Raw genomic sequence first — 23,748 nt, 5'->3', positions numbered from 1 at the left:
CATGAAAAAAGGCGCCTGTCATGGGCGCCTTTTTTTGTTCCCAATTTAATACACCACCCCCTGTAGCAGCGGCGCAAGCCGCGTCCGACCACACCGCGTTGTATCAGGCGCGCCGCGTAGCCGGTAACGCGGCGTACCCCTGTAGCAGCGGCGCAAGCCGCGTCCGGCCACACCGCGAAGTGTCAAACACACCGCATCGCCAATGACGCGGCTTGCGCCGCTGCTACAGGGATTGCAGGCAACGATGGGTCAATGCAGCTTCAGTCGCGGCTCCGTGCCGCGTCCGATACGGCTGCCCAGCATCAACATGCCGGTGCGGAACAGGCCATACAGCGCCGCCTGGTGCATCCGGTACAGCGACACGTAGAACATCCGCGCCAGCCAGCCTTCGAGCATGACGCTGCCGGTCAGGTTGCCCATCAGGTTGCCCACCGCCGAGAAGTGCGAGAGGGAAATCAGCGAGCCGTAATCCTTGTAGGTGTACTCCGGCAGCGCCTTGCCTTCGATGCGCAGCTTCAGCGACTTGGCCAGCAACGAGGCCTGCTGGTGGGCTGCCTGCGCGCGCGGTGGCACGTTGCGGTCGGTGCCCGGCTGCGGGCACGCCGCACAGTCACCGAAGGCAAAGATGTCATCGTCACGGGTAGACTGCAGGGTAGGGCGTACCACCAACTGATTGATGCGGTTGGTTTCCAGGCCATCGATCTCCTTGAGAAAGCCAGGCGCACGAATACCCGCCGCCCACACCTTCAAACTGGCCGGAATCACCTGGCCGCTGCTGGTCAGCAGGCTTTCGGCAGTCACCTCGCTCACCGCAGCATTGGTCAGGACCGTCACGCCCAGCTTTTCCAAGGTCTGATGCACCGGCTGGCCGATGCGCTCGGGCAGCGCCGGCAGCACCCGTGGGCCGGCTTCGATCAAGGTGATGCGCATGTTCTCGGGTGCGATGCGGCCCAAGCCATAGGCAGCCAGCTCCTTGGCCGCGTTGTGCAACTCGGCCGCCAGCTCGACCCCGGTAGCACCGGCGCCAACGATAGCGACGCTGATCTGCGCACGGCTCTCGTCGTGCCCGGCATGGGCGCGCAGGTAGTGATTGAGCAGTTGCTGGTGGAAGCGCTCGGCCTGCTTGCGGGTATCGAGGAACAGGCAATGCTCCGCCGCGCCTTGCGTGCCGAAATCGTTGGTGGTGCTGCCCACCGCGATGACCAGCGTGTCATAGCCGATGCTGCGCGCCGGGACCAGCTCAAGGCCGGTTTCCGGATCGAGGGTGGCGCTCAATTGGATCTGCTTGGCCGCGCGATCCAGACCGCTCATGCGGCCAAGCTGAAACTCGAAATGATTCCACTTGGCCTGGGCCACATAGTTGAGCTCGTCTTCAGACGAATTCAGGGAGCCGGCGGCCACTTCATGCAGCAGTGGCTTCCAGATATGGGTCAGGTTGGCGTCCACCAGCGTGACGCTGGCCGTACCGCGCTTGCCCAGGGTTTTGCCCAGGCTGGTGGCCAGTTCCAGGCCGCCGGCGCCGCCGCCGACAATAACGATGCGATGTGTCATGGAAAGCTCTCATAAGGTTAACGAATTCGGGTGTCTGCGAGGGGTGGGCAAGCGCAAGGCAGCTCAGAGCTCCACACCTTCGAACAGATGGATCGACAAGCCCTGCTACGGCTGTCCCCAGGGCAAGGAGCAGGTGCTCGACTTGCAACCGAGGCGCGCACGAGTGACCGCCGATCAATGGGCGAGTGTCACGTGGCAGGGCAGGCGACCCTGAACAGGTAGACGTTTCAGACGCTGGCAAGGCTACAGGGTTCCTGACGGGCGGTGCGGGCGAGAGCGCTTTGTATCATCCGCACGGCCCCTGCGCCATGACTGGTAAAAGGGTGGGTTCACAAACTGATGCCCACATCGAAAACGATGCTGCGGCCCAGGTTGTTGCGCAGGAAATCCGGCGCATCCGGATGAGCGAACAAGACCCGGGCAAAGGTGGGTCCGACCAGCGACAGCGAGCGCCAGCCTTGGCGAAGAAACTCGGTAGGCGGCGGAAAATGGCTGTTCAAGTCCAGGGTTTCGCGCTTGAGGCTAGCGAAGGCAATGATGTCCAGCTCACCGAGGTCCAGCCCGCGTTCGCGGTAGTTGTGGGCTTTCTTGCGCAAGGTCGGTGCCAGCCGCTGCAGCAGCTCGGGGGCGCGGATGCGTTTGGGGCGTGCCTCGCGCCGGACCAGTTGGCTGAGGGAGAAAGCGCTGCGGCGGCGCTGCAACTCCTCGCGCCATTCATCGTTGAGCCTGCGCCCTTCGTCGAGCACGAAGAACACTTCGAAACTGGCTTCACGGAACAGCACGTCCGGCGGCTCCTGGCCGGCGGGGGTGAATTCATCGTCACGGTAGGCGATGTTCAGGCCCTGCAACAGGCGCTCGCACACCCAACGCTCGCGCTCCCACTTGCGCGCATTGGAGAGGAAGGCATTGGCCTGTTCGGCCTGGCTGGTGAGCAAACGCAGGTAGTCGGAGTCATCCATGGCCCTAGCTTAGCCCGCCTGTGCGACGAAAAGAATAACGGCCGACGCTTCAAAATATCTCGGCGATGGGTAAGGATGGGATTTTCCCAGGAGCTGCACCATGCCCAGCATCAAGATCACCTCCGGCGGCTACGAATTCTTGGCCGAAACCCATCCCGATGCACCGCAGACGGTGGATGCGTTTCTCAAGCTGCTGCCGTATCGGCAGAAGATCATCCATGTGCGCTGGAGTGGCGAGGCGTGCTGGGTGCCGCTGGGTGAATTCCAGTTGCTGCGCGGTGACGAGCCGGTCGGGTTCGAGAACCACACCAGCCACCCGTCGGTGGGGGACGTGTTGTTCTATCCGGGCCCGTACAGCGAGACGGAAATTCTGCTGGCCTACGGATCCTGCTGCTTCGCCAGCAAGATGGGGCAGTTGGCCGGCAACCATTTCCTTACCGTGGTTCAGGGCAAGGAAAACCTCCGCGCCTTGGGCGTGAAGACCTTGTGGGAAGGTGCGCAAGAGGTATTGTTCGAATTGGCGTGACCGCCCTGTAGATACCCTGTAGGAGCGGTCCCTGGCCGCGAACCATGCACCGCGGTATCCCAGACAATCCGCAGAGCCCCCTTCGCGGCCGATGACCGCTCCCACAGGTACCCGATATCCACTGTAGGAGCGGTCCGCGGCCGCGAACCAGGCACAGGTGCAAGCACTATCGCCTGGTGCCCGACCGCCTCAATGCCCGCGCGGTGGCAGGTCCTCGCTGAACAGGTCGTCCTCGGCATCCGGGCTCACCGGAATCTTGTGCTCCTCGGACGCCCAGGCCCCCAGGTCAATCAATTTGCAGCGATCGGAACAGAACGGCCTGTTCGCATTCGCTGCCGTCCATTCCACCGGCGCCCCGCAAGTCGGGCAATCAACGGTCAAGGGTTGGCTCATTCTCGGCCTCCACGCAAAGTCAGATAAAAAGCATGCAGCCGCTCGACTTCCGAGTGCAGCCAAGCCAGATCGCGGTCGTTGACCAGCACATCGTCCGCCAGCGCCAGCCGCTGCTCGCGGCTCGCCTGGGCTTTCAGAATCGCCTGGACCTGCTCGGGCGTGGTGTGATCGCGCAGCAAGGTCCGCGCAACCCGCACCGCCTCCGGTGCATCCACCACCAGCAAGCGCTGCGTGGTCCGGTACTGCCCCGACTCGACCATCAGCGGCGACACGAACACCGCATAGGGCGACGTCGCCGAAGCCAGCGACCGGGCGATTTCCTCGGCGATCAACGGATGCAGCAAAGCCTCGACCCAGCGCCGCTCTTGCGCATCCTCGAAGATCACCTTGCGCAACGCCCCACGGTCGAGGCTGCCATCGGCCTGCAACAGCGCCGCACCATAGCGCTGCACCAGCGCCGCCAGCGCTGGCCGCCCTGGCTCCACCACCCAGCGCGAAGCCTGATCGGCGTCCACCACGTGCACGCCCAACTCGGCAAAGCGTTGCGCTGCCGCGCTCTTGCCGCTGGCGATGCCACCGGTGAGGCCCAGCACCCAAGGTTTATCCACAGCTGTTGTCATCGGAACCCGGCAAACTGCATGTATGAAGTGGTTATTTGATCACCCCACAGCAATGCAATCCACCCCGCGATGGCCAGATAAGGCCCGAACGGGATCGGCGTACTGGTTTGCGCGTTGCGCATCCGCAGCATCAACACCCCCAGCACCGCTCCCACCAGCGACGACAACAGAATGGTCAGCGGCAATATCTGCCAGCCACCCCAAGCCCCGAGCATGGCCAGCAACTTGAAATCGCCGTAGCCCATGCCTTCCTTGCCGGTGATCAACTTGAACACCCAATACACCAGCCACAGGCTCAGATAACCCGCCACCGCGCCCCACAGCGCGTCGTAGAGATTGGTAAACAACCCCTGGCCATTGACGATCAACCCCAGCCACAGCAACGGCAGCACCAGCACATCCGGCAGCAATTGGTGATCGGCATCGATCAGACTCATCGCCAGCAAGCCCCAGGTCAGCAGCAAAAACGCACCGGCCTGCCAGCTCAAGCCGAAGTGATACACCACAAAGGCACTCAAGATGCCCGTGGCCAGTTCCACCAGCGGATAACGCAGGCTGATCTTCGCCCGACAACTGGCACACTTGCCCCGCAGCATCAGGTAGCTCACCACCGGAATGTTCTCCCAGGCGCGGATCTTGTGGGCACAGTGCGGGCATTCGGAGTGGGGCAGCAGCAGGTTGTACGCCGCGCCTTTGGGCTCCGGCGGCAGACCGAGCATTTCCCGGGACTGCGTGGTCCAGTCACGGTCGAGCATGATGGGCAGGCGGTGGATGAGGACGTTGAGGAAGCTGCCGATGATGAGGCCCAAGAGGAGGGCGCAGGCGGTCAGGGCCAACGTGGAGAAGGCTGATGGGTCGATTAATGGCATTTCTTAGACTGCGTTGCCGAGCTGAAAGATAGGAAGATACATTGCGATAACTAGGCCGCCTACTACTACGCCAAGAACCGACATAATCATGGGCTCCATGAGACTGGTAAGACTGTCTACCATGTTGTCCACGTCGGCTTCATAGATTGTAGCGACGCGATCGAGCATATCGTCCAGTGCGCCAGACTCTTCGCCGATGGCGGTCATCTGAATTGCCAAAGTGGGAAAAACGCCTGTGGAGCGCATGGAAAAATTCAGCTGCATACCGGTAGAAACATCAGCTTTAATACGATTTACGGCATTCTTGAAAACAACGTTGCCGGTGGCGCCTGAAACTGAATCCAATGCATCGACCAGCGGCACGCCTGCAGCGAACGTGGTGGAGAGCGTGCGCGCGTAACGGGCCACCGCTGACTTGTACAGAATCGCGCCCACGATTGGCACCTTGAGCAACCAGCGATCCACCGTGTCACGTAGCTTTTGGCTACGTTTCATCGCATGTTTGAAACCGAAGAACAAACATACGAAGCCCGCTAATAGGAGCAAGTACCACTCCTGAACCACGTCGGACAACCCCATCACCATCAGGGTGAACGCCGGAAGTTCGGCACCAAAGCCTTCGAAGATGGATTTGAACTGCGGTACTACTTTGATCAACAGAATCCCGGAAACAATGATGGCAACAACCACTACCGCAATAGGATAAGTCATCGCTTTCTTGATCTTGGCTTTCAACTGCTCAGTCTTTTCTTTGTAGGTGGCCACTCGGTCCAGCAAAGTTTCCAAAGCACCGGCTTGCTCACCTGCGTCTACCAGGTTGCAGTAGAGGTCGTCGAAATATTCCGGCTTCTTGCGCAGCGACGAAGCAAAGCTGTTACCGGCCGCCACTTCCTGTTTGATTTCGTCGACCAGCTTGCGCATGTTGGGGTTGTCGACACCTTCGGAAATGATGTCGAACGACTGTAGTAGAGGCACCCCGGCACGCATCATGGTCGACATCTGCCGAGTAAACAGGGCAATGTCCATAGGCTTGATACGCTTGCCCTTGCCGAACAGCGAAGTACCCTTCTTCTTGACCTTGCCCGGGTTGATCCCCTGCTTGCGCAACTGCGCCTTGATCAACGCCGGATTGTGGCCGCTCAGCTCCCCAGACATCTTGGTGCCTTTGCGGTCTATCCCTTCCCAGGCATAGACGTTGACCTTTGCTTTGACCGCCATTGCTTAATCCTTGGTGACTCGGTTGACTTCGGCAAGGCTGGTGACCCCTTGCATAACCTTGACCAGACCTGACGCTCGCAAATCGCTGAAACCTTCCTTGCGCATCTGTGCCGCAATTTCGATAGCGTTGTTGGCTTCCATGATCATCCGCTGCAACTCCTTGGTGACTTTCACCACCTCATAGATGCCCTGTCGACCGCGATAGCCGCCGTTGCACTGTTCGCACCCCACAGGCTCGTAGATCTTGAAAGTCCCTACCAGCTCAGGTGCGAAACCTTCCTCGATCTGCGCGTCACGGGGAATGTCCGCCTCTTTGCGGCAATGCGGGCACAGCTTCCTTGCCAGTCGCTGCGCAATGATCAGGCTCACCGATGTTGCAATATTGAAGCCAGCCACACCCATGTTCTGCAAACGAGTCAGCGTCTCTGCGGCGCTGTTGGTGTGCAGCGTAGAAAGCACGAGGTGGCCGGTCTGCGCCGCCTTGATGGCGATCTCGGCGGTTTCCAGGTCGCGGATCTCACCCACCATGATCACGTCAGGATCCTGACGCAGGAACGAACGCAGGGCCTGAGCGAAGTCGAGCCCTTGCCTGTTATTGACGTTGACCTGGTTAATACCCTCCATGTTGATTTCAACCGGGTCCTCGGCTGTGGAGATGTTGATGTCCACCGTATTCAGTATGTTGATGCCGGTGTAGAGCGACACGGTCTTGCCTGAGCCTGTGGGGCCGGTGACCAGAATCATCCCCTGTGGTTGCTTCAAGGCCTGGAGGTAGAGCTCTTTCTGATGCGGTTCATAACCCAGTGCATCGATACCCATCTGCGCACTCGACGGATCGAGAATACGCATCACGATCTTCTCGCCCCACAGCGTGGGAAGGGTGTTCACCCGAAAGTCGATGGCCTTGTTTTTCGAGATGCGCATCTTGATCCGGCCGTCCTGCGGCTTGCGCCGCTCGGAGATATCGAGACTGGCCATGACCTTGAGACGCGCCGCAATGCGGCCTGCCAGGTTAATCGGCGGACGAGCGATTTCGCGCAGCATGCCGTCAGTCCGGAACCGGACGCGATAGGCTTTTTCATAGGGTTCGAAGTGCAGGTCGGATGAACCGCCGCGGATAGCATCGAGCAGCATTTTGTTGACGAAACGCACGACAGGGGCGTCGTCGGCGTCTTGGCCTGCAATGGAGTCGTTCCTGTTGTCGGTGACGGTTTCAACGTCAAGTCCGTCCAGGTCTACATCGCTGAGCTCCTCAAGGCCGGTAGTGCCGCTTTCGAAAAACTTCTCGATGGCCTCGGTCAGCTTGTCATCCTCGACAAGAATCGCTTCGGTCGTCAGGCCTGTATTGAACTGGATGTCAGTGATGGCTTGATGGTTGGTAGGATCCGAGATCCCTACGAATAATTTATTGCCGCGTCGCCAGAGGGGAAGGGCGTGATGCTGGCGAACCAACTTTTCGCTGACCAGCCCGCGAGGCTGCCCTTCGCGGTCAACCACAGCCAAATCCAGAAACGAAATGCCGAACTGATCGGCGGCGATTTCAGCAATATCGCGGCTTTTTGCGAGCTTGTTCTGCACCAGGTAGTGAACAAGCGGGACACGGCTGCGTTGAGCCTGCTGATAGGCCTGCTGCGCAGTCTTGTCAGTCAGGAGTTCAGCAACGACCAATTGCTTGGCCAAGCCAGTGAGGGCGATATCGTTCATGTGGGCACCGAGTACGGACAGTCTGTGTTTTATAGCGTAGTCGGGCAGTGCTGCCAAATCGGATGCCCTTGTTCGAGATATGTGCCACCGCGTTTATGTGGCGAGTGCGGAGATCAAATGCCAAGATATCCCCTTATTAAGAATGGCCTTTCAAGGCGACCATGGAAACATAAAACAAAATGAAACGTGGAACGTGACAAAAATTGTCAGATATGGCGCAGATCGTCCATCTCAGTCTGGATTTCGAACGATTTTAGCCAAACAAATCGTAGCGGCAAAATTGGCATGGATCATGCTTTTACAAGATTACTGCAAGATGGGCTTTTGAAATATGCTCTCTGCACATCGAAAATTTTCGCACTGTGAGGAACCACTATGAACAAGTTGCAAAAGGGCTTTACGCTGATCGAACTGATGATTGTCGTGGCGATTATTGGTATCCTCGCAGCAGTTGCTTTGCCTGCCTATCAAGACTATACGGCGCGAGCAAAAGCTTCAGAGTTGATCTTGGCTGCAAGTAGTGCGCGGACATGTGTCACCGAAACGGTAGCTTCGAAAGGTGCTCTGGCCGGTCTTGCATCATGTGGTGGCGACAGTTTTGTGCCTACTAAATACGCGAAGGCGCTCACAGTTGCCGATACTACCGGGGTGATTACGGTAACTGGTGCAATCAAAGTTACAACCGGTACTGACACTACTGTTGTGATGACGCCTACTCCAAATACAGGCAAGACTGATATTGTTAGCTGGACCTGTGCCGGCACCCCTGCAAACTGGATGCCTGGTTCTTGTAAGTAATTGATCGGAATCATAGTAGGTGTGCTGAGCATTCTCCGTGCACCTACCATCTTGACTGTCATTTGGAGATATTCGCCGGTGTAGCTCAGTCGGTAGAGCAGCGCACTCGTAACGCGAAGGTCGTAGGTTCGATTCCTATCTCCGGCACCATCCAATCTCAGCCCAGATCCTAAGACCAGTTTCGTTAACCCTTAAACCCCCGCGCACGACCACACCTCCCTCCTGCTAAACCACACCCCCCATCCGCTCCAACGCCCCGTCAAGCTTCCCTTGAATAGGCTCCATCAAGCAGTAAAGGTGGTTGCACGAAATTTTCTCCGCCTCCGCATCGAACAGCAGCTGCAGTACCACCTCCAGCGCGCCGTTCACTTCGCTCAACGTACTGACGGATTTCTGCAATACGGCAACCCCATCCGCGAGCGCCGAAAGTCTTCCTCTGACGTCTTCACCGGAACCATTGGGACCGTCTGCCCCGAGCCAGTACTGCAGATCCGTTTGTATATGGGCAAGTCGGTTCGAACGCGTATTCATCGCGTGCCCTCGCTTGGCGATGGCAATGACATTTTCAAACTTGGCACAACGCTATGCCGACAAGGTCTCGGCCAGCTAATGGGGTATGAGCGGGCTACAAGCGCAAAAGTAGTTTTCATGAGGCGTTCCTCTATCGAGTAGACGCCGCCACGCTCGCGACCAAACGAGTGGGTGGCAGCTGTACGAAGGTTGGTCGACCGGCGATAAAGGAATCCGGCACACCCGAGGGTGTCCTGCGCACAGCCGCCATGACACGAGGCTGCCTGCGCAAAAAAAGCGCCTGCAGTCGTGATGGGGCGCTGTAGCGCCTTTATCTACTCGGGCGACCAAACCCGGTCGCTGATTTTGCAGCGACGAGGCGAATGTACGCGCGATAGGAATATAAAATCAAGGCAAGATGCTTGGCCGACATCGTTGGAAATGCTGTCATCCAGTCAGTCATCCACATGTGATCAGGCCTAGGGGTAGAGCATGTTCAGCCACATCCAAATCGGCGCCCGCGACCTACAAAAAATGGTCGCCTTCTACGACCAAATTTTCCAAGCCCTGGGCCTCATCCGCATGCCGGAAGAAAACGACGGGGGCCCAGCTGGCGCCGGCTGGCAGCGGCCCGATAAACCTTGGCCCCAGGTCTACGTCCAACTCCCGTTCAACGGCCTCCCGGCCACCTGGGGCAACGGCATGCAGGTCAGCTTTGCGGCGCAGTCGCAGCAGCAGGTGCGGGACGCGTGGCAGGCGGCGTTGGATAGCGGCGGTATGGACGAGGGGGCGCCGGGTTTGCGGCCGCAGTATTCAGAGGACTACTACGGCGCCTATTGCCGGGACCCTGAAGGCAACAAGTTATGTTTCGTTCATGCATCGGATATGGCCAGTTCAGCTTAACTCCGACGCAAGTTGGCCAGGCGGGCAACCCCAGCCGTCAACAGTACCGCCAGCAACACGCCTGTCGCCACGGCGGGCAGTATGCCTAGTTGCACTACCATCTCCTGCAAGCTGAGGTAGAAGCCGATCACGCCGACGGCGCCAATCGCGTTGCCTCTGACAATCGCCGCGAGTTCCTGGCGTCCGCCTTGCACATGCGCAAAAACGGCGAGCGGCCAGGCGATGATCGGAATGGGCGCCAGGTAGCCGCTTACCACGGGGCCCAACCACTGCGCCCCTGCGGTGATCAGTAGCAGCAGGAGGGTAGCGGTCAACATCCGCATGGGGATGATCCAGCTGGGTAACGCGACCGGGGGCGCCAGGGCTTTGCCATCGTTCGACGTCACCCGAATCAGCACGACCACCAAGCACAGGGTAATGGCAATGGAGGCAATGGGTGATCCCAGCCGGTTCATCAGTAGCGCTGTGGCAACATAGAACACCACGGCGGCCAGGCATCCGAGCACCACCGAAACATGGCGGGTCACCGCAAGATAGAACAGGTAGGTTGCCTGAATTGCCGCCACGCCGGCCAGTGCGCCGGGCACTGCCATTGCCACGAACCCCGGGCCTTGTTCGAGGCTGAGAAACAGCATCACCACGGCGGAGGTCACTGGAAGCCCGGACAGCAGCCCGCCAACGTGTGTACCCCAGCGTTTGGCAGCGATGGAGATGAACAGCATGAGCAGCGGCGTGATGAGTAGCTTGAGGTAGAAAACAGTCATGTACGTGCGTCGTTGTTTTTAGTCCATACGTTGTACATGATTCGACGTTGGGCTTTTATTCAATCGGCGCCGGGAATGGCGATTGTTTGCCTCGACCTGTATCGTTTTCGTCCTGTGTGCCGACAGCCTATAAGCCCGCCCCTGACTCTGGGCAAGGATGCCAACCGTGAAATACTTCTTCATCATTATGGCCAGCTACGCTTCGGTCTATCTGTGTGTATCGCCGTTGTTGGATGCACGCGTGCAAGACGTCATCGAAGGCCTGGAGATGCGCCGCCGGGCGGCGGATATCGAGGCCTACATCGAGCACGTGGTCCAGGCGCTGAATCGCAGCAAGCTTGAGTACGCCCTGTTCGGCGGCACGCTGATTGCGGCATTGGTCAGCGCCGGTGTGTGGTTGCTCGGCGATTAGGCGGGGCCGTTGAACGAGGCGTGCAGGTCGGCAACGTCCTGCACGCCTTGTTCGGTCACTCGGGCTGCTTGTCCTGTTCGCTGAATTCCACTGCCAGGGCAGCGGCTTCCACGTCACTGGTGCGTATGTGCAACTGTCCTTCGCTGTCCTGAACCTGAAACACCGGGTCCATGTCGTGTGTCCGGTACTGCTCGGGGATGTCATTGCCTTCGAGTTTCTTGACGGAGATGGCCATGGTTTTTCCTCCCAAAGAAGCTGTGACCGGCGCCCTCGGCCAAGGTGCAGTCCGAAGCGTTGCACAGGAACTTACCTTGCCTGCAATGCCTCGAATCTCTACCTATCATCAGAGGCTTCCTACCATGACCACACGCGATGAAATCCAGCCAAAAGCCCCGACCCTCGATGCCAGCGGCAAGCCGGTGAACGTGGTCGAACGCGACATCGAGCATGAAACGCCGGCCACCGAAGGCGTCGACAAGGTCATCACGCCTACCTCCATCAAGGAGAAAGAGCAGGACGCCGAGACCTTGCAGCGCAAGACCGCCGAGATCGAACGCAAGATCGCCGACGGTCGTTGATGTCGTGAAAAAGGAGAAAAGTGCAGCTAACCGTCCGTTCACATCCGTTTCACGCGGCATTTACATTCTTGGGCGTAATGTTGACCTTGCTCCTTCTTCAAGCCCGCTTTCCTCCCCGTCGGCGGGCTTTTCTTTGTCTGCGATTTGGCGTTTCGCCCAGCCAGGCCTGCTAACCTCACCTATTCAAGCGTCGACCCGAACCGGGCGTCGGCGCGTTGCAGTGGCCATGACCACTGCCTTCCAAGGAGCTTGACCCCACCATGACCATTTCCCTGCGCACACGGTTGTTGACCGTGCTGATGTTCACCACGCTGCTCAGTGGCTGCGGCGTCAATAACATTCCGCAATATGACGAACAGGTGAAATCGGCCTGGGCTCAGGTGGAGAACCAGTACCAGCGTCGTGCCGACCTGATCCCCAATCTGGTGGAAACGGTGAAGGGCTACGCCAAGCAGGAGCAGGACACCCTGACCCGAGTGATCGAGGCACGCGCCAAAGCCACGTCGATCCAGGTCGATGCCAACACGCTGGACGATCCGGCCAAGCTGCAGCAGTTCGATCAGGCCCAGCAGCAACTCAGCGGCGCCTTGAGCCGTTTGATGGTGACGGTCGAGCGTTATCCTGACCTGAAGTCGAACCAGAACTTCCTGGCGCTGCAATCGCAGCTTGAAGGCACCGAGAACCGTATTGCGGTAGCACGTCGCGACTTCATTGCCTCGGTCGAGAAGTACAACACCGAGATCCGTACCTTCCCCGGCAAGCTGTGGCAGATGACCATGTACCGTGATCAGAAGGTTCGCGAGAACTTCAAGGCCACGGCACCCAATGCCGAGCAAGCGCCGAGCGTGAAGTTCCAATGAAGCCATGGCGGTGCCTGCCGCTGTTGATGCTGCTGTGGGCTGCCACGGCCGGAGCGCTGGAGTTTCCGGCGCTCAGCGGTCGGGTGGTGGACCAGGCGGGCCTGCTCGACGGGCAGACCCGCAGCCAGCTCAGCCAGATGCTCGAGGCACACGAGCAGGCGACTTCCGAGCAGGTCGTGGTGGTGACCGTGCCGGACCTGCAGGGCACGGACATCGCCGATTACGGCTACCAGCTCGGGCGTGCCTGGGGCATTGGTCAGAAAGGCAAGGACAATGGCGCCTTGCTGATCGTCGCCAAGGCCGAGCGCAAGGTGCGCATCGAGGTCGGTTATGGCCTGGAAGGGCAACTGACCGATGCGCAGTCCTCCATCATCATCAATAACGTGATCGTGCCGTCGTTCCGCCAGGGCGATTTCGCTGGCGGCATTCGTGCGGGCGCGGCGGCCATGTTGCAGGTGCTGGGGGGCGACCCTCTGGCCGAGCCGCAGCGCAGCAATGCGCAGGACCAGGGCCAGGACCAGCAGCGTCTGCCATGGCCGGCGTTCCTGATTCTGATCATTATCGTGATCGTGATGATTCGCGGTGGTGGCGGAGGCGGGCGCGGTGGCCGAGGCGGCGGTGGTCGCTCGGTACTTACGGGTGCGGTGCTCGGCGGCCTGCTGGGTGGCGGTCGTGGCGGCGGTGGTTTCGGCGGCGGCGGTGGCGGTTTTGGTGGCGGTGGCGGCGGCTTCGGCGGCGGGGGTGCATCGGGTGGCTGGTAAATCGAGCAGGTACGCAGCATGACATTACTGGACGAAAGCGCGCAGAAGCGCGTGGCCACGGCGATTGCCGAGGCAGAACTGCACACCGACGCCGAGCTGGTCACGGTGCTTGCACCGCACTCGGACGACTACACCTACATTCCGTTGTTGTGGGCGGGGTTGATCGCATTGCTGGTGCCAGGTCTGATCAACTATTACCCCGGCTGGCTGAACGCTCATCACTTGCTGCTGGCGCAGTGGGCAACCTTCATCGTGCTGGGGCTGCTGTTTCGCATTCCGGCCCTGACCACGGCGTTGGTACCGCGCCGAGTGCGGCATTGGCGAGCGGCGAACATGGCGCGTCGGCAGTTTCTGGAGCGCAAATTGCATCACACCCAGGGCGGAACGGGGATGCTGATCTTCGTTTCGGAGGCAGAACGGTACGTGGAAATTCTGGTGGACGAGGGGATTTCCAGTCGCGTCGGGGATGACACCTGGAACGCGATCGTCGAAGCGTTCACTGCGCGGGTCAAGCGTGGTGAAACGATGGAAGGTTTCGTCGGCTGTATCCAGGCGTGTGGCGAGGTGTTGCGTGAGCACGTGCCGGTCACTCATCCTCGTAACGAGCTACCGGATCGGTTGGTCGTACTGGGCTGACCGTTCGGCCAATCAGACGGATCTAGCGAGGCTATGAGCTGTCGAAGTGGCAATGCGCTATCATTCGTTCTTTGCCCACGGAGCCTCGCTATGAGCCCGATCATTTTTCCCCAGCCGTTCAAGGCAGTGGGTTGTTCCGACTGTCGAAACCTGGATGCACTGGGTTTCGACTTCACCATGGCGTTCCAGCCGATTCTCGATGTGCGCAGTGGCAAGCCCTGGGCGTACGAGGCGCTGGTGCGCGGCATCAACGGCGAGTCCGCGTTCAGCATCCTGAGTATGGTGAACGATGGCAATCGCTACCGCTTCGACCAGGCCTGCCGAGTCAAGGCCATCGAATTGGCAACCCGTTGGGGTTTGCTCGACTTGCCCGACTGCCTGCTGAGCATCAATTTCCTGCCCAAAGCCGTCTATCGCGCCGAAACGTGCATTCGCGCAACGCTCGAGGCTGCCCGCGAATTCGGTTTTCCGTTGAATCGGCTGATGTTCGAAGTCACCGAAGGTGAGCGTGTGGATGATCCGGCGCATCTGCAGTCGATTTTCGCTGAATACGAGAAGCAGGGCTTCACTACGGCAATCGACGATTTCGGTTCGGGGTATTCGGGTTTGAACATGCTTGCGACGTTCCAGCCCAACGTGCTGAAAATCGACATGGCGCTGACTCGCGCCTTGGATCAAGACGCTGTGCGGCAAGCCATCGTGGCGGGGATCGTGCTGGTGGCCGGCAAGCTGAACATCACAGTGGTGGCCGAGGGCGTCGAAACCGTGGGTGAAAGCACGGCCTTGCAATCATTGGGTATCGATCTGCAGCAAGGCTACCTGTTCGCCCGTCCCGCCATCGGCGAGTTGCCGCTCAAGCGTTGACGCTCAAGCCTTGGAGTGTCTGGCAGGCTGATCAATCGGCACGGTTTGTCGACTCGTAATGCAGATAACTGGCGAGTGCCTGTTTGGTCAGGTCATTGAGCGTAATGCTTTGCCGATTTGCCGCGATGCTGGCCGCCAGATGCAGTTCGTGGCCAATGCGCACATTGAAGGAGCCCTTGCAGGAAATCTCCGGCGTGACCTTCAAATCCGCGCAGGTCTCCAGATAGTCATCCACTGCGGCCCGAAAAGCGGCGATCAATTGCGCAACGGTTTGCCCTTCATAGCTGATCAGCGCCCGAATGAACTGTGCTTTGCCATACAGGCAGTCGTCTTCCGGGCTTGCTTCGATCGATCCGAAGTAGCCGCGGTGTTGAAGCAGTTGGTTCATGGCAGCAAGCCTCCATTTTTCAATTGCGCGATGATCTGGCGGCGGATGTAGGGCTTGATTTCACTACCCGGATGAGGGCGATGAAGGCTGATCAACGCTGCGGGATTACCATTGTGGAACTTCACGCGGCTGCCGCTTCCCTGGACTGGCTGAAAGCCGAACCCTTGCAGCAGGCTCACCAGTTCAGGCCATGTGAACTCACTTTCCTGCGAGATCAGTTTGGCGACCAGCTTTCCATGCCTGGACATTACCACTCCTTTTGTGCAACTGAATTTAGTTGCTGTCCGTTTTCAAGTCAATGTGTGGTGCCCAGCTATGTGTAGCGCAGGGCCGGGTTTTCGGACAAATGGAAGTGATACGAAGGATGTGCGGGGGTGCGGGAAGGCCCTGAGGCCGAGGGGTAATACGAGTTGTAACTATCCATGCAATGACCGAGCTCATTCGTGGAATGAGCTCGGTCATTGGTGCATCAATCTTCGAGAATGAACGCGAACTTGTCGTCGATCAGCATCTTCAGGTAGTCGTCGAAGCTGTCGGCGATGACCACGTATTCGTCCGGGTCGTGGACGAAGCGGATGACCTGGCCTTTGGTGCCTTTGCCGGTCGGGTTGAAGTCGATGAACAGCGTGGACGTGCCGCCGTTGTTCATGCAGTGCGAGAAGCACAGGCGCTCGCCCAGGCTGACGTCGGCGTCGATGCGTCGATCGACCATTTCCGGGTTTTCCAGAAAGAAGTCGTCGTAGATGTCGGCGATGCTTTTGTCGTTGGCGGCGCGGTCTTCGAGGATCTGCTCGACCGAGCGCAGGTAGTACGGGTATTCGGCGATGTCCGAGCCCAGGATGAGCACCGAGACTTCACCTTTTTCGTACTTCTGCCAGTGCGTGCCGTTCACCTTGGCAAGCAGTTGCAGCAGGCTGTCCGGGCAGTCCGGGTAGACCTCTTTGAGAGCGTCCAGTTGGGTGGGCGAGGCGCCGGTGGCGAACGCGAGTTCGTCAAGGCTGGCGGCGGGCAGGGCGGCTTTGAGGCCTGAGTGGAACTGTTCGACGATGCTCAAGGCTGCTTCCTTACACGGGTTTTGTTTGAGCACCTTTGGGCGATTCGTGGCGGTGAGTCAAGGGAATTTACTGTTTGGGGGTATGTGGGGGGACTTGGAGGGGGTTGTTGGGCTGCTGGCCTCTTCGCGGGCAGAGCCCGCTCTCACAGAGCTCTGCTATCACAGAGGCCCGCGGGGTATCAGCGCCAGCGAACGGTGTAGTGGGCGGGCACGTCGCTCATCTGCGGCTGGAAATGGGTGTTGGAGATCACGTGGGTCTGTACCTCTCCGGCGGCGTCATGCAATTCGATCCGGTCGCCTGCGCCGGCATTGAGCGTTACTTCGTAGATCAACGCCTTGTTGGGCTCCAGGGACGAGTCGAAGGGGCCGAAGCGGGTGCCGTCGATGCGGATGATGTAGACCTGGTAAGCGCCTTGGGTGGATGTGCTGGTCACTGCGAAAACTCCATACCTTTGCTGGTCGATATCTATGTGGGCTGTCACAGGCTCAGGCGCATGGACAGGTCTACCGCTTTTACATCCTTGGTCAGGCTGCCGATCGAGATGTAGTCCACCCCTGTTTCGGCAATGCTGACCAGGGTCGAATCGTTGATGCCGCCACTGGCTTCGAGTTTGGCCTGGCCAGCATTGATGCTCACGGCTTCGCGCATGTCGGCGAGGCTGAGCTCGTCGAGCATGACGATGTCGGCACCCGCTGCCAGGGCTTCGCGCAACTCATCCAGGCTTTCGACTTCGATTTCCACCGGCTTGCCCGGCGCGATGCGCTGCGCCGCCGCTACTGCCTGAGCCACGCCACCGCAGGCGGCGATGTGGTTTTCCTTGATCAGGAAGGCATCGTACAGGCCGATCCGGTGGTTGTGGCAGCCACCGCAGGTCACCGCGTACTTTTGCGCCAGGCGCAGGCCCGGCACGGTCTTGCGCGTGTCCAGCAGCTTGACCTGGGTATGGCCGACACGCTCGGCGAAATACCGCGCGCGGGTGGCCACGGCCGACAGCAGTTGCAGAAAATTCAGCGCGCTGCGCTCACCGGTCAGCAGCGAGCGTGCCGGGCCTTCGAGGTGAAACAAGGGCTGGTTGGGCTGGGCCTGCTGCCCATCCACTACCTGCCAATGCACCGCCACGCGCGGGTCGAGCTGGCGAAACACGGCATCGACCCAGGCGCTGCCGGCAACGATGCAGGCATCGCGGGTGATGATGCTGGCCTTGGCCAGGCGCTCGGCCGGGATCAGTTGCGCAGTGATATCGCCGCTGCCCACGTCTTCGAACAACGCACGGCGCACGTTGGCTTCGATTTCAGCGGTCAGATCGGCAAGACGAAGATTGGACATGACGCGCTCCATCGGCAAAGTGGCCGGATTATAGGATACTGCAGCGCTTGGAGCGAAGCCCTGTAGCCCGCGCCTTCACGCACGGTAAAAAGCTGTGCATTTGGTCGGCTGCTGTGAGCTTTCGTACATATTTACGGTCAATCTCCTACTTAGCCCCGTGTTCGCTGAACTGCTTGCCACCTTGGTAGTCAGAGATCACTGTCGGTGAGGTCAGGTAAATGACGTCACGTGGTTGACAGGGATGTCGACGCTCTATTTCTCTTGGTGGGGGTCTTGATGGCGAACGATGGGAAAGTGGTTTCACTGAACAAGGCTGCCGCCGATCACGCGAGCCAGCCTGCCAGTGTGCGCCTGCCTGTCGTCCTGTTGCAGGTGCGCGACAAAGCCGCGCTGCAGCTCAAGCAGGCCCTGCAGGTGTTGTTCGATAACGCCGACGATACCCTGTTCGAAATGGCCGACCGGGCGTTGAACAACGTCGATCAGAATACCTTCTTCGAAGCCATGCGCGACCTGCGCCTCAAGCGCAAGAGCATCGAGCGCGGTTTCCTCGAGAAATTCTACGAGAGCTTCGTGCGCGTCGGTCAGTACGACACGGTCGAGGCCAGCGCGCCGCCGCCGCTGAGCTACGACAAGCTGGCGCTGGTACCCAACGACGAGTTGGAACGCACGGTGGCACTGGATGCGATGGTGGCCAAGGTCCTCAGCCGTGACAGTTTTGCCCTGGGCCAACTGACGACCCGCTTGAATGTGCTACTGACTCGCCGCCTGGACGATTCCACCAATCCGCTCGGGCCGGTCATGCTGTGCGACTATTTCCTCCAGGCCGGGCGCAGCCTGGGTGTGGAGATCAAGGTCAAGCTGATCATCCTCAAGCTGTTCGAGAAATACGTTCTTACCGATACCGATCAGCTGTACGCCGAGGCCAATCAACTGCTCATCGCGGCCGGCATCCTGCCCGAGCTCAAGGCCGCGCCTGCGCGTCGCGCCGCCGACCGCTCCAGCGACCGCCCGCGCCCCGCTGCCACCGAGCCGGAAACACGCGCCGAGGCGCCGAGCAAGTCCGCTCAGCGTGACGAGAATGTGCAGGAAGCGTTTGGCGCCCTGCAGGACTTGCTGCACGACCTGCGCGGCAGCATGGCGCCGAAGATGGAGCCGCCGAGCGAGGCCATGCCGATCTCGACCAGCGATCTGCTGCGCCTGCTGTCCCACTTGCAGCAGTACGTGCCCCAGCAGCCGCCGCAGAACGACTACGACCTGCGCCAGCAGCTGGAACAACTGCTTACCCGCGTCAGCGTCAAGAGCGGCAAGTTTCGGGTAGTCGGGGTGATGGACGAAGACGTCATCAACCTGATTGCCATGCTGTTCGAATTCATCCTCGACGATCGCAACCTGCCCGACTCGCTGAAAGCCCTGATCGCACGCCTGCAGATTCCCATGCTCAAGGTCGCGGTACTGGACAAGAGTTTTTTCAGCCGGGGTGCGCACCCGGCGCGGCGGCTGCTCAACGAAATCGCCTCGGCGGCGATGGGCTGGGGCAGCCGCGACGACTATCAGCGCGATGCGCTGTACCTGCGCATCGACCAGATCGTCCAGCGCCTGCTCAACGATTTCGTCGACGACACCTCGTTGTTTTCCGAGCTGCTGGTCGACTTCCTTGCGTTCAGCAATGACGAGCGTCGTCGCAGCGAGTTGCTCGAACAGCGTACCCGCGATGCCGAAGAGGGCCGCGCCCGTGCGGATCTGGCGCGGCATCTGGTCGAGAAAGAACTCAACAGCCGTCTGCTGGGGCGCAAGCTGCCGCAGGTGGTGGTCAATGTGCTGCAGGACGCCTGGAGCCGCGTATTGCTGCTGGTGTGCCTGAAACACGGGGCCAATTCGTCCGAGTGGCAGGCGGCCTTGTCCACGGTCGACGATCTGATCTGGAGCGTCGAACCTCACGACGACCCGGAAATGCGCATGCGTTTGCTGGAACTGGTGCCGGGCTTGCTCAAGTCCCTTCGCGACGGTCTTACCAGCACTGCGTTCGATCCGTTCGCCACCAGTGAATTCTTCAGTCAGCTGGAGGTGCTGCATGTGCAGGCGTTCCAGCGTGATCTGGCGAATGTCGAGGGGGTGATGCCTGGTGAGGAATCGCTGGTGCAGGTGGTCGAAGAGATCGTGCTGGCGTCCCCGGGCGAAGCTGCCGACAGCGAGGCCCAAGTACGCCTGGCCGACGATGATCCAGGCCTGCTGCAAGTCGACAAGCTGCGTGTCGGCAGTTGGGTGGAATTGCAGGAGAACGATGAGTTCAAGCTGCGCTGCAAGCTGACCGCGATCATCGAGACCTCGGGCAAGTACGTGTTCGTCAACCGCACCGGCATGAAGGTGCTTGAGAAGACCCGCATGGGCCTGGCGATCGAGTTCCGCCGCGGCACCGTGCGGGTGCTCGACGACACCTTGTTGTTCGATCGAGCCCTGGATTCGGTGGTCACCAACCTGCGCAAGCTCAAGGCACACTGATGAACCCGGCCACGCGCAGGCTGCCTTCCTGCGCGTGAGGGTTCATACTGGAGCGCCTTGATTGTCGGCAGGACTCCAGATGCGGTTGACCTCATGCGCTTGAACGGCCCGACGGGATGGTGCGACGGCGTTCGCCATTGCCCCTCGCCCAATTTCAACGAGCGTCCCGACGGCGAAGTCTCGCTGTTGGTCATCCATAACATCAGCTTGCCGCCCGCGCAGTTTGCCACGGGCAAGGTGCACGAGTTTTTCCAGAACCGTCTGGATTGCGGCGAGCATCCCTATTTCGAGGGAATTTCCCATCTGCGCGTGTCCGCGCATTTTCTGATCGAGCGTGACGGTGCGGTGACGCAATTCGTCTCCTGTCTGGATCGCGCCTGGCACGCCGGGGTGTCGTTGTTCGATGGCCGCGAAAACTGTAATGATTTTTCTGTAGGCATCGAACTGGAAGGCACTGATGATCAACCCTTCGCCGATGCCCAATATACAGCGCTCGTCACCTTGACCCGGCTGTTGCTCGAGCGTTTTGCGGCATTGAGCGTGGAGCGCATCTGCGGTCACAGCGACATTGCCCCGGGCCGCAAGACCGACCCCGGCCCCTGTTTCGACTGGGTACGTTACCGTGCCGCATTGCTGAATGAAGAGGATGCACGATGATTTTTCTGGTGCTGCTGCTGGTCCTGCTGGCCGAGAAGTTTTCCGGGCTGCGCCAGCGCGTGCAACGTGACGGTTTTTTCCTGGGTGAACTTCATCGGCTCGAAGCCCGGCCGGGGCTGGCGCGCGAGCCGTGGCTGGTGCTGGGCATCGGCGTGGCGCTGCCGGCGCTGCTGCTGGCGTTCGTGCTGTATGCGCTGCAGCCGGTGGCGTATGGCTTGCTGGCGCTGCCGGTGCATTTGCTGGTGCTGATCTACAGCCTGGGTCGCGGTGACATCACGGTTGGCCTGGGGCCGTTTCGCGATGCCTGGCGCCGTGAAGACACCCAGGCGGCGGTGCATGTGGCCGAACGCGACATGGGCGTCATCGCCGACAACGGCGGCAGCCTGCTGCAAAGGGTGCAGGGGCACCTGTTGTGGGAAGCCTATCAAAGCTTTTTCGCGGTGATTTTCTGGTACGCCGCCTTGGGTCCGGTGGCGGCGCTGGTCTATCGGCTGGTGGCCCTGGTGGCCGAGCAGTCTCGGCATCCGGCGATAGCCCTGCGGGCGCAGCGGCTGCGTCATGCTCTGGACTGGCTGCCGGTACGTTTGCTTGCGGCCAGCTTTGCGCTGGTGGGCAACTTCGTGGCGGTCAGCCGGGTGATGCTGCACGAGGTGCTCAGCTGGGAAATTACCGCAGCGGCGCTGATCGATCGCGTCGGGCGAGTGGCCGGTGATGTTCCGGCGCCAGTGGTAGGGCAGGTAGGAGTGGAGACGTTGGACAGCCTGTGGCAGATGGTCGTGCGCGCAGGGGTGTTGTGGTATGCGGTTTTGGCGGTGTGTTCGGTGTTGGCGTGATGTTGCAGGTTCATCGCGTTGACCCCGGACGCGGCTTACGCCGCTGCTACAGGGAGCACTGGTGCTTCTTCCCCTGTGTAGCAGCGGCGCGAGCCGCGTCCGGGGTCACTGCGCATCCGCCCAACCAAACACTGCATTGGCGTTCCGGGTGCTGGCCGCTGCCAGGGTCGTGGCATCGGTGCCCATGATGCGCGCCAATGCCTCGGCGATGTCCGGCAGATGCTCCGGGCTGTTGCGTACACCCGGATACATCGCAGGCGCCATGTCCGGCGAATCGGTTTCCAGAACGATGGCCTCCAGCGGCAAACGCGGCAGTACCTTGTGCATGCGCAGCGCCTGCGGCCAGGTCGGCGCGCCACCCAGGCCCAGCTTGAAGCCCAGCTTCAAATACTCCCGTGCCTCTTCCCAACTGCCGGCGAATGCATGAATGACCCCTGCGCGGGGCAGCTTGAAGCGCTTCAAGGTCGCGATCACTGCCGCATGGCTGTGCCGCACGTGCAGCAACACCGGTAGCTCGAACGCCACGGCCAGGTCCAACTGCGCTTCGAACAACGCCTGCTGCCGATCGCGATCCAGGTCCTTGAGGTAGTAATCCAGGCCGAACTCGCCGATTGCACACAGCTTCGGGTGTCCGTGCAAACGCTCAAGCCACGCGCGCAAGGCAGTCACATGCTCGGGCCGGTGCTCTTCGAGAAACACGGGGTGCAGGCCCAAGGCCGCATACACCCGCTCGTCCGCCACCGCCAGGTCCCACACCCGCTGCCAGTTGGCTTGATGCACACCCAGCACCACCACCCGCTCCACACCACGCGCTGCGGCGGTATCCAGCACACGCGCGCGATCGGCATCGAAGTCGGGAAAATCCAGGTGAGTATGGGTGTCGATCAAGCGCACCATCAGGCCTCGTGAATCCTCTGTTTGAAGGTCCGGGCCAAGGCATTCACGCCGGGCTCGTAGTGCTTTTGTTCCACAGCGGCCAGTGCCAGCTCCAGCGCCTTGCTGGCGATCATGTTGTGCTGTTGGGCCATGGCGTTGACCGGCAGCGGCAGGAAGTCCAGCAACTGGGTGTCGCCGAACGTGCCCAGGTGCATTGCCTGGGAATCCAGCGGCCGCTCCTGCAGCACATCGAACACGCCCTGCAGCAGCACGTAGGAGGTGGTCACCAGCGCGTCGGGAAGGTGGCCGAGCTTGTCGAGCAAGGCTTGCATGGAATGCTGGCCACCTTCGCGACTGAAGTACTCGCTGTGCTCGACCAGCACCGTGCCATCGAAATCGGCCAGCGCAGTATTGAAGCCCTCGGTTCGCGCCTGGCTGATGCTCAGTTCCGGCCGTGCGCCGATCAAGGCGATGTGTCGAGGCTTGGGCAGCAGCAGGCTCTGGGTCAATTGCAGGCTGGCGTTGCGGTCATCGCTGATCACCGAGCAGAACTGCGCCGGGTCCATCATCCGGTCGATGGCGATCACGGGTGTGCCCTTGGCCTGCAATTCACGGTAGCTGTCGTCGCTGGCCGGCAGGCAACTGGCAACGAACAGCGCGTCGCAACGTCGGGCACGAAACAGCTGCAGCAGTTGCAGCTCGCTGGCCGCATCGTCGTCGGAGCTGGCGATCAGCAGCTGGTAACCATGGGCGCGGGCACCTTGCTCGAGCAGCTTGGCGATGCGCGCGTAGCTGGGGTTTTCCAGGTCCGGCAGGATGAAGCCCAGGGTACGCGTGTGCCGACTGCGCAGCCCGGCTGCCTGGGGGTTGGGGGTGAAGCCCTGTTCCTGGACGATGGCCTCGACGCGCGCCACCGTCGCCTTGCTGATGCGCTGTTGAGCGGCCTTGCCATTGATGACGTAACTGGCAGTGGTGACCGAGACGCCAGCCAGGCGAGCAATATCGCTGAGTTTCAACCGTTGATTCCTTAGTGTCGTCGCGCCCATGCCGAGGCATTGAAGCGCGCTCATTCATCGTTTGTCGGGTGGCGCCAGGCTAAGTTCAGGCAACGTAACCGACAGGTTGGACTTCAATCATCGAAGATTATCGAGTAACGTGCGCTGCATTCTAGATTAAACGTTTCAGCCT

General features: G+C 60.3%; 29 protein-coding genes and 1 tRNA gene. 13 read left to right on the top strand and 17 right to left on the bottom strand.

Features of this window, described 5'->3' with window-relative positions:
* Positions 1-249: 249 nt before the first annotated feature.
* Together IFT44_RS09660 and IFT44_RS09655 are read right to left on the bottom strand one after the other, a co-directional pair.
* Positions 250-1,551, bottom strand: a complete 1,302-nt coding sequence (locus IFT44_RS09660; RefSeq protein ID WP_122795377.1) for an NAD(P)/FAD-dependent oxidoreductase — start codon at positions 1,549-1,551, stop codon at positions 250-252.
* A 329-nt stretch (positions 1,552-1,880) separates the two neighbouring features.
* The gene (locus IFT44_RS09655; RefSeq protein ID WP_122475299.1) at positions 1,881-2,510 is read right to left on the bottom strand and encodes a DUF1780 domain-containing protein; all 630 of its coding nucleotides are present in this window, start codon (positions 2,508-2,510) and stop codon (positions 1,881-1,883) included.
* 100 nt (positions 2,511-2,610) lie between these two features.
* Here IFT44_RS09655 and IFT44_RS09650 point away from each other — a divergent pair, with 100 nt between their 5' ends.
* The gene (locus IFT44_RS09650) at positions 2,611-3,036 is read left to right on the top strand and encodes a DUF3830 family protein (RefSeq protein ID WP_122795376.1); all 426 of its coding nucleotides are present in this window, start codon (positions 2,611-2,613) and stop codon (positions 3,034-3,036) included.
* 189 nt (positions 3,037-3,225) lie between these two features.
* Here the strand turns inward: IFT44_RS09650 and yacG are convergent, their stop codons facing one another.
* The 5 genes from yacG to pilB are packed head-to-tail and all read right to left on the bottom strand — an operon-like array spanning position 3,226 to position 7,840.
* Entirely contained in the window at positions 3,226-3,429 is a 204-nt protein-coding gene (gene yacG, locus IFT44_RS09645) for a DNA gyrase inhibitor YacG (RefSeq protein ID WP_122715126.1), read from the bottom strand.
* A complete protein-coding gene (gene coaE, locus IFT44_RS09640; RefSeq protein WP_122475295.1) occupies positions 3,426-4,049 on the bottom strand; it encodes a dephospho-CoA kinase in 624 nt (207 codons plus the stop codon). The genes yacG and coaE overlap by 4 nt, the downstream gene beginning before the upstream one ends.
* Positions 4,046-4,918, bottom strand: coding sequence for a prepilin peptidase (locus IFT44_RS09635; RefSeq protein WP_192175816.1), 873 nt, complete (start codon positions 4,916-4,918; stop codon positions 4,046-4,048). The genes coaE and IFT44_RS09635 overlap by 4 nt, the downstream gene beginning before the upstream one ends.
* 3 nt (positions 4,919-4,921) lie before the next feature.
* The gene (locus tag IFT44_RS09630) at positions 4,922-6,136 is read right to left on the bottom strand and encodes a type II secretion system F family protein (protein WP_192175815.1); all 1,215 of its coding nucleotides are present in this window, start codon (positions 6,134-6,136) and stop codon (positions 4,922-4,924) included.
* A 3-nt stretch (positions 6,137-6,139) separates the two neighbouring features.
* A complete protein-coding gene (gene pilB / locus IFT44_RS09625) occupies positions 6,140-7,840 on the bottom strand; it encodes a type IV-A pilus assembly ATPase PilB (protein WP_192175814.1) in 1,701 nt (566 codons plus the stop codon).
* 375 nt (positions 7,841-8,215) lie between these two features.
* Here pilB and IFT44_RS09620 point away from each other — a divergent pair, with 375 nt between their 5' ends.
* Positions 8,216-8,638 (top strand): pilin, encoded by a 423-nt coding sequence (locus tag IFT44_RS09620; RefSeq protein WP_192175813.1) that lies wholly within the window; start codon positions 8,216-8,218, stop codon positions 8,636-8,638.
* A 74-nt stretch (positions 8,639-8,712) separates the two neighbouring features.
* A tRNA-Thr gene (locus IFT44_RS09615) sits at positions 8,713-8,788 on the top strand.
* A 75-nt stretch (positions 8,789-8,863) separates the two neighbouring features.
* Here IFT44_RS09615 and IFT44_RS09610 read toward each other — a convergent pair.
* Positions 8,864-9,169, bottom strand: a complete 306-nt coding sequence (locus IFT44_RS09610) for a DUF1484 family protein (RefSeq protein ID WP_192175812.1) — start codon at positions 9,167-9,169, stop codon at positions 8,864-8,866.
* Between the two features lie 471 nt (positions 9,170-9,640).
* On the opposite strand from IFT44_RS09610, the gene IFT44_RS09605 reads away from it, so the two are divergent.
* Entirely contained in the window at positions 9,641-10,051 is a 411-nt protein-coding gene (locus IFT44_RS09605; protein WP_192175811.1) for a VOC family protein, read from the top strand.
* On the opposite strand, the gene IFT44_RS09600 is transcribed toward IFT44_RS09605, so the two are convergent.
* Entirely contained in the window at positions 10,048-10,815 is a 768-nt protein-coding gene (locus tag IFT44_RS09600) for a hypothetical protein (protein WP_192102637.1), read from the bottom strand. The genes IFT44_RS09605 and IFT44_RS09600 overlap by 4 nt on opposite strands.
* A 166-nt stretch (positions 10,816-10,981) precedes the next feature.
* On the opposite strand from IFT44_RS09600, the gene IFT44_RS09595 reads away from it, so the two are divergent.
* Complete coding sequence (locus IFT44_RS09595) at positions 10,982-11,227, top strand: hypothetical protein (protein WP_192175810.1); 246 nt, start codon at positions 10,982-10,984, stop codon at positions 11,225-11,227.
* Positions 11,228-11,282: 55 nt separating this feature from the next.
* Here IFT44_RS09595 and IFT44_RS09590 read toward each other — a convergent pair whose 3' ends face one another.
* Positions 11,283-11,462, bottom strand: coding sequence for a hypothetical protein (locus tag IFT44_RS09590; protein WP_122475279.1), 180 nt, complete (start codon positions 11,460-11,462; stop codon positions 11,283-11,285).
* A gap of 124 nt (positions 11,463-11,586) precedes the next feature.
* Here IFT44_RS09590 and IFT44_RS09585 point away from each other — a divergent pair, with 124 nt between their 5' ends.
* The 5 genes from IFT44_RS09585 to IFT44_RS09565 all read left to right on the top strand — a co-directional run bounded on the left by IFT44_RS09585 (position 11,587) and on the right by IFT44_RS09565 (position 14,926).
* Entirely contained in the window at positions 11,587-11,805 is a 219-nt protein-coding gene (locus IFT44_RS09585; RefSeq protein ID WP_192058563.1) for a hypothetical protein, read from the top strand.
* A gap of 260 nt (positions 11,806-12,065) precedes the next feature.
* The gene (locus IFT44_RS09580) at positions 12,066-12,665 is read left to right on the top strand and encodes a LemA family protein (RefSeq protein WP_122475276.1); all 600 of its coding nucleotides are present in this window, start codon (positions 12,066-12,068) and stop codon (positions 12,663-12,665) included.
* Positions 12,662-13,426 carry a TPM domain-containing protein gene (locus IFT44_RS09575; protein WP_122475274.1) on the top strand — a complete coding sequence of 255 codons (765 nt, stop codon included), beginning with the start codon at positions 12,662-12,664 and terminating at the stop codon, positions 13,424-13,426. Before IFT44_RS09580 ends, IFT44_RS09575 begins: the two co-directional genes overlap by 4 nt.
* 18 nt (positions 13,427-13,444) lie before the next feature.
* Complete coding sequence (locus tag IFT44_RS09570; protein WP_192175809.1) at positions 13,445-14,062, top strand: TPM domain-containing protein; 618 nt, start codon at positions 13,445-13,447, stop codon at positions 14,060-14,062.
* 90 nt (positions 14,063-14,152) lie between these two features.
* A complete protein-coding gene (locus tag IFT44_RS09565; RefSeq protein ID WP_122475272.1) occupies positions 14,153-14,926 on the top strand; it encodes an EAL domain-containing protein in 774 nt (257 codons plus the stop codon).
* 31 nt (positions 14,927-14,957) lie between these two features.
* On the opposite strand, the gene IFT44_RS09560 is transcribed toward IFT44_RS09565, so the two are convergent.
* From IFT44_RS09560 to nadC, 5 genes are all read right to left on the bottom strand, one after another.
* Positions 14,958-15,314, bottom strand: coding sequence for a type II toxin-antitoxin system HicB family antitoxin (locus IFT44_RS09560; RefSeq protein ID WP_192054727.1), 357 nt, complete (start codon positions 15,312-15,314; stop codon positions 14,958-14,960).
* Entirely contained in the window at positions 15,311-15,562 is a 252-nt protein-coding gene (locus IFT44_RS09555) for a type II toxin-antitoxin system HicA family toxin (RefSeq protein ID WP_122795362.1), read from the bottom strand. The genes IFT44_RS09560 and IFT44_RS09555 overlap by 4 nt, the downstream gene beginning before the upstream one ends.
* Positions 15,563-15,783: 221 nt before the next feature.
* Complete coding sequence (locus IFT44_RS09550; RefSeq protein ID WP_122475267.1) at positions 15,784-16,368, bottom strand: SMI1/KNR4 family protein; 585 nt, start codon at positions 16,366-16,368, stop codon at positions 15,784-15,786.
* Positions 16,369-16,547: 179 nt separating this feature from the next.
* Positions 16,548-16,802, bottom strand: coding sequence for a hypothetical protein (locus IFT44_RS09545; RefSeq protein ID WP_122475266.1), 255 nt, complete (start codon positions 16,800-16,802; stop codon positions 16,548-16,550).
* A gap of 44 nt (positions 16,803-16,846) precedes the next feature.
* On the bottom strand, positions 16,847-17,695 hold the full coding sequence (gene nadC, locus IFT44_RS09540; RefSeq protein ID WP_192054725.1) for a carboxylating nicotinate-nucleotide diphosphorylase: 849 nt from the start codon (positions 17,693-17,695) through the stop codon (positions 16,847-16,849).
* A gap of 276 nt (positions 17,696-17,971) precedes the next feature.
* Between nadC and IFT44_RS09535 the strand changes: the two genes are divergently transcribed.
* The 3 genes from IFT44_RS09535 (at position 17,972) to ampE (ending at position 21,684) form a co-directional block, all read left to right on the top strand.
* On the top strand, positions 17,972-20,194 hold the full coding sequence (locus IFT44_RS09535) for a DUF1631 domain-containing protein (RefSeq protein ID WP_122475262.1): 2,223 nt from the start codon (positions 17,972-17,974) through the stop codon (positions 20,192-20,194).
* A 93-nt stretch (positions 20,195-20,287) separates the two neighbouring features.
* Positions 20,288-20,851, top strand: coding sequence for a 1,6-anhydro-N-acetylmuramyl-L-alanine amidase AmpD (gene ampD / locus IFT44_RS09530; RefSeq protein ID WP_192175808.1), 564 nt, complete (start codon positions 20,288-20,290; stop codon positions 20,849-20,851).
* Positions 20,848-21,684, top strand: a complete 837-nt coding sequence (ampE, locus tag IFT44_RS09525; protein WP_122475259.1) for a regulatory signaling modulator protein AmpE — start codon at positions 20,848-20,850, stop codon at positions 21,682-21,684. Before ampD ends, ampE begins: the two co-directional genes overlap by 4 nt.
* Before the next feature lie 105 nt (positions 21,685-21,789).
* On the opposite strand, the gene IFT44_RS09520 is transcribed toward ampE, so the two are convergent.
* Both IFT44_RS09520 and cra read right to left on the bottom strand, forming a co-directional pair.
* Positions 21,790-22,578 (bottom strand): TatD family hydrolase, encoded by a 789-nt coding sequence (locus tag IFT44_RS09520; RefSeq protein ID WP_192054937.1) that lies wholly within the window; start codon positions 22,576-22,578, stop codon positions 21,790-21,792.
* 2 nt (positions 22,579-22,580) lie between these two features.
* Positions 22,581-23,576, bottom strand: coding sequence for a catabolite repressor/activator (gene cra, locus IFT44_RS09515; protein WP_122475257.1), 996 nt, complete (start codon positions 23,574-23,576; stop codon positions 22,581-22,583).
* Positions 23,577-23,748 lie beyond the last annotated feature (172 nt).

The organism is Pseudomonas sp. CFBP 13710 (assembly GCF_014842235.1).
GTDB classification, from domain to species: domain Bacteria; phylum Pseudomonadota; class Gammaproteobacteria; order Pseudomonadales; family Pseudomonadaceae; genus Aquipseudomonas; species Aquipseudomonas baltica.
The sequence above is the reverse complement of the archived record's forward strand: the minus strand, read 5'-3'. Positions and strand labels throughout refer to the sequence as shown.

Excerpts from the sequence above, each read along its gene's own strand:
- IFT44_RS09660 (WP_122795377.1), bottom strand. The coding sequence starts at position 1,551 with ATGACACATCGCATCGTTATTGTCGGCGGCGGCGCCGGCGGCCTGGAA.
- IFT44_RS09655 (WP_122475299.1), bottom strand. The coding sequence starts at position 2,510 with ATGGATGACTCCGACTACCTGCGTTTGCTCACCAGCCAGGCCGAACAG.
- IFT44_RS09650 (WP_122795376.1), top strand. The coding sequence starts at position 2,611 with ATGCCCAGCATCAAGATCACCTCCGGCGGCTACGAATTCTTGGCCGAA.
- yacG (WP_122715126.1), bottom strand. The coding sequence starts at position 3,429 with ATGAGCCAACCCTTGACCGTTGATTGCCCGACTTGCGGGGCGCCGGTG.
- coaE (WP_122475295.1), bottom strand. The coding sequence starts at position 4,049 with ATGACAACAGCTGTGGATAAACCTTGGGTGCTGGGCCTCACCGGTGGC.
- IFT44_RS09635 (WP_192175816.1), bottom strand. The coding sequence starts at position 4,918 with ATGCCATTAATCGACCCATCAGCCTTCTCCACGTTGGCCCTGACCGCC.
- IFT44_RS09630 (WP_192175815.1), bottom strand. The coding sequence starts at position 6,136 with ATGGCGGTCAAAGCAAAGGTCAACGTCTATGCCTGGGAAGGGATAGAC.
- pilB (WP_192175814.1), bottom strand. The coding sequence starts at position 7,840 with ATGAACGATATCGCCCTCACTGGCTTGGCCAAGCAATTGGTCGTTGCT.
- IFT44_RS09620 (WP_192175813.1), top strand. The coding sequence starts at position 8,216 with ATGAACAAGTTGCAAAAGGGCTTTACGCTGATCGAACTGATGATTGTC.
- IFT44_RS09610 (WP_192175812.1), bottom strand. The coding sequence starts at position 9,169 with ATGAATACGCGTTCGAACCGACTTGCCCATATACAAACGGATCTGCAG.
- IFT44_RS09605 (WP_192175811.1), top strand. The coding sequence starts at position 9,641 with ATGTTCAGCCACATCCAAATCGGCGCCCGCGACCTACAAAAAATGGTC.
- IFT44_RS09600 (WP_192102637.1), bottom strand. The coding sequence starts at position 10,815 with ATGACTGTTTTCTACCTCAAGCTACTCATCACGCCGCTGCTCATGCTG.
- IFT44_RS09590 (WP_122475279.1), bottom strand. The coding sequence starts at position 11,462 with ATGGCCATCTCCGTCAAGAAACTCGAAGGCAATGACATCCCCGAGCAG.
- IFT44_RS09585 (WP_192058563.1), top strand. The coding sequence starts at position 11,587 with ATGACCACACGCGATGAAATCCAGCCAAAAGCCCCGACCCTCGATGCC.
- IFT44_RS09580 (WP_122475276.1), top strand. The coding sequence starts at position 12,066 with ATGACCATTTCCCTGCGCACACGGTTGTTGACCGTGCTGATGTTCACC.
- IFT44_RS09575 (WP_122475274.1), top strand. The coding sequence starts at position 12,662 with ATGAAGCCATGGCGGTGCCTGCCGCTGTTGATGCTGCTGTGGGCTGCC.
- IFT44_RS09570 (WP_192175809.1), top strand. The coding sequence starts at position 13,445 with ATGACATTACTGGACGAAAGCGCGCAGAAGCGCGTGGCCACGGCGATT.
- IFT44_RS09565 (WP_122475272.1), top strand. The coding sequence starts at position 14,153 with ATGAGCCCGATCATTTTTCCCCAGCCGTTCAAGGCAGTGGGTTGTTCC.
- IFT44_RS09560 (WP_192054727.1), bottom strand. The coding sequence starts at position 15,314 with ATGAACCAACTGCTTCAACACCGCGGCTACTTCGGATCGATCGAAGCA.
- IFT44_RS09555 (WP_122795362.1), bottom strand. The coding sequence starts at position 15,562 with ATGTCCAGGCATGGAAAGCTGGTCGCCAAACTGATCTCGCAGGAAAGT.
- nadC (WP_192054725.1), bottom strand. The coding sequence starts at position 17,695 with ATGTCCAATCTTCGTCTTGCCGATCTGACCGCTGAAATCGAAGCCAAC.
- IFT44_RS09535 (WP_122475262.1), top strand. The coding sequence starts at position 17,972 with ATGGCGAACGATGGGAAAGTGGTTTCACTGAACAAGGCTGCCGCCGAT.
- ampD (WP_192175808.1), top strand. The coding sequence starts at position 20,288 with ATGCGCTTGAACGGCCCGACGGGATGGTGCGACGGCGTTCGCCATTGC.
- ampE (WP_122475259.1), top strand. The coding sequence starts at position 20,848 with ATGATTTTTCTGGTGCTGCTGCTGGTCCTGCTGGCCGAGAAGTTTTCC.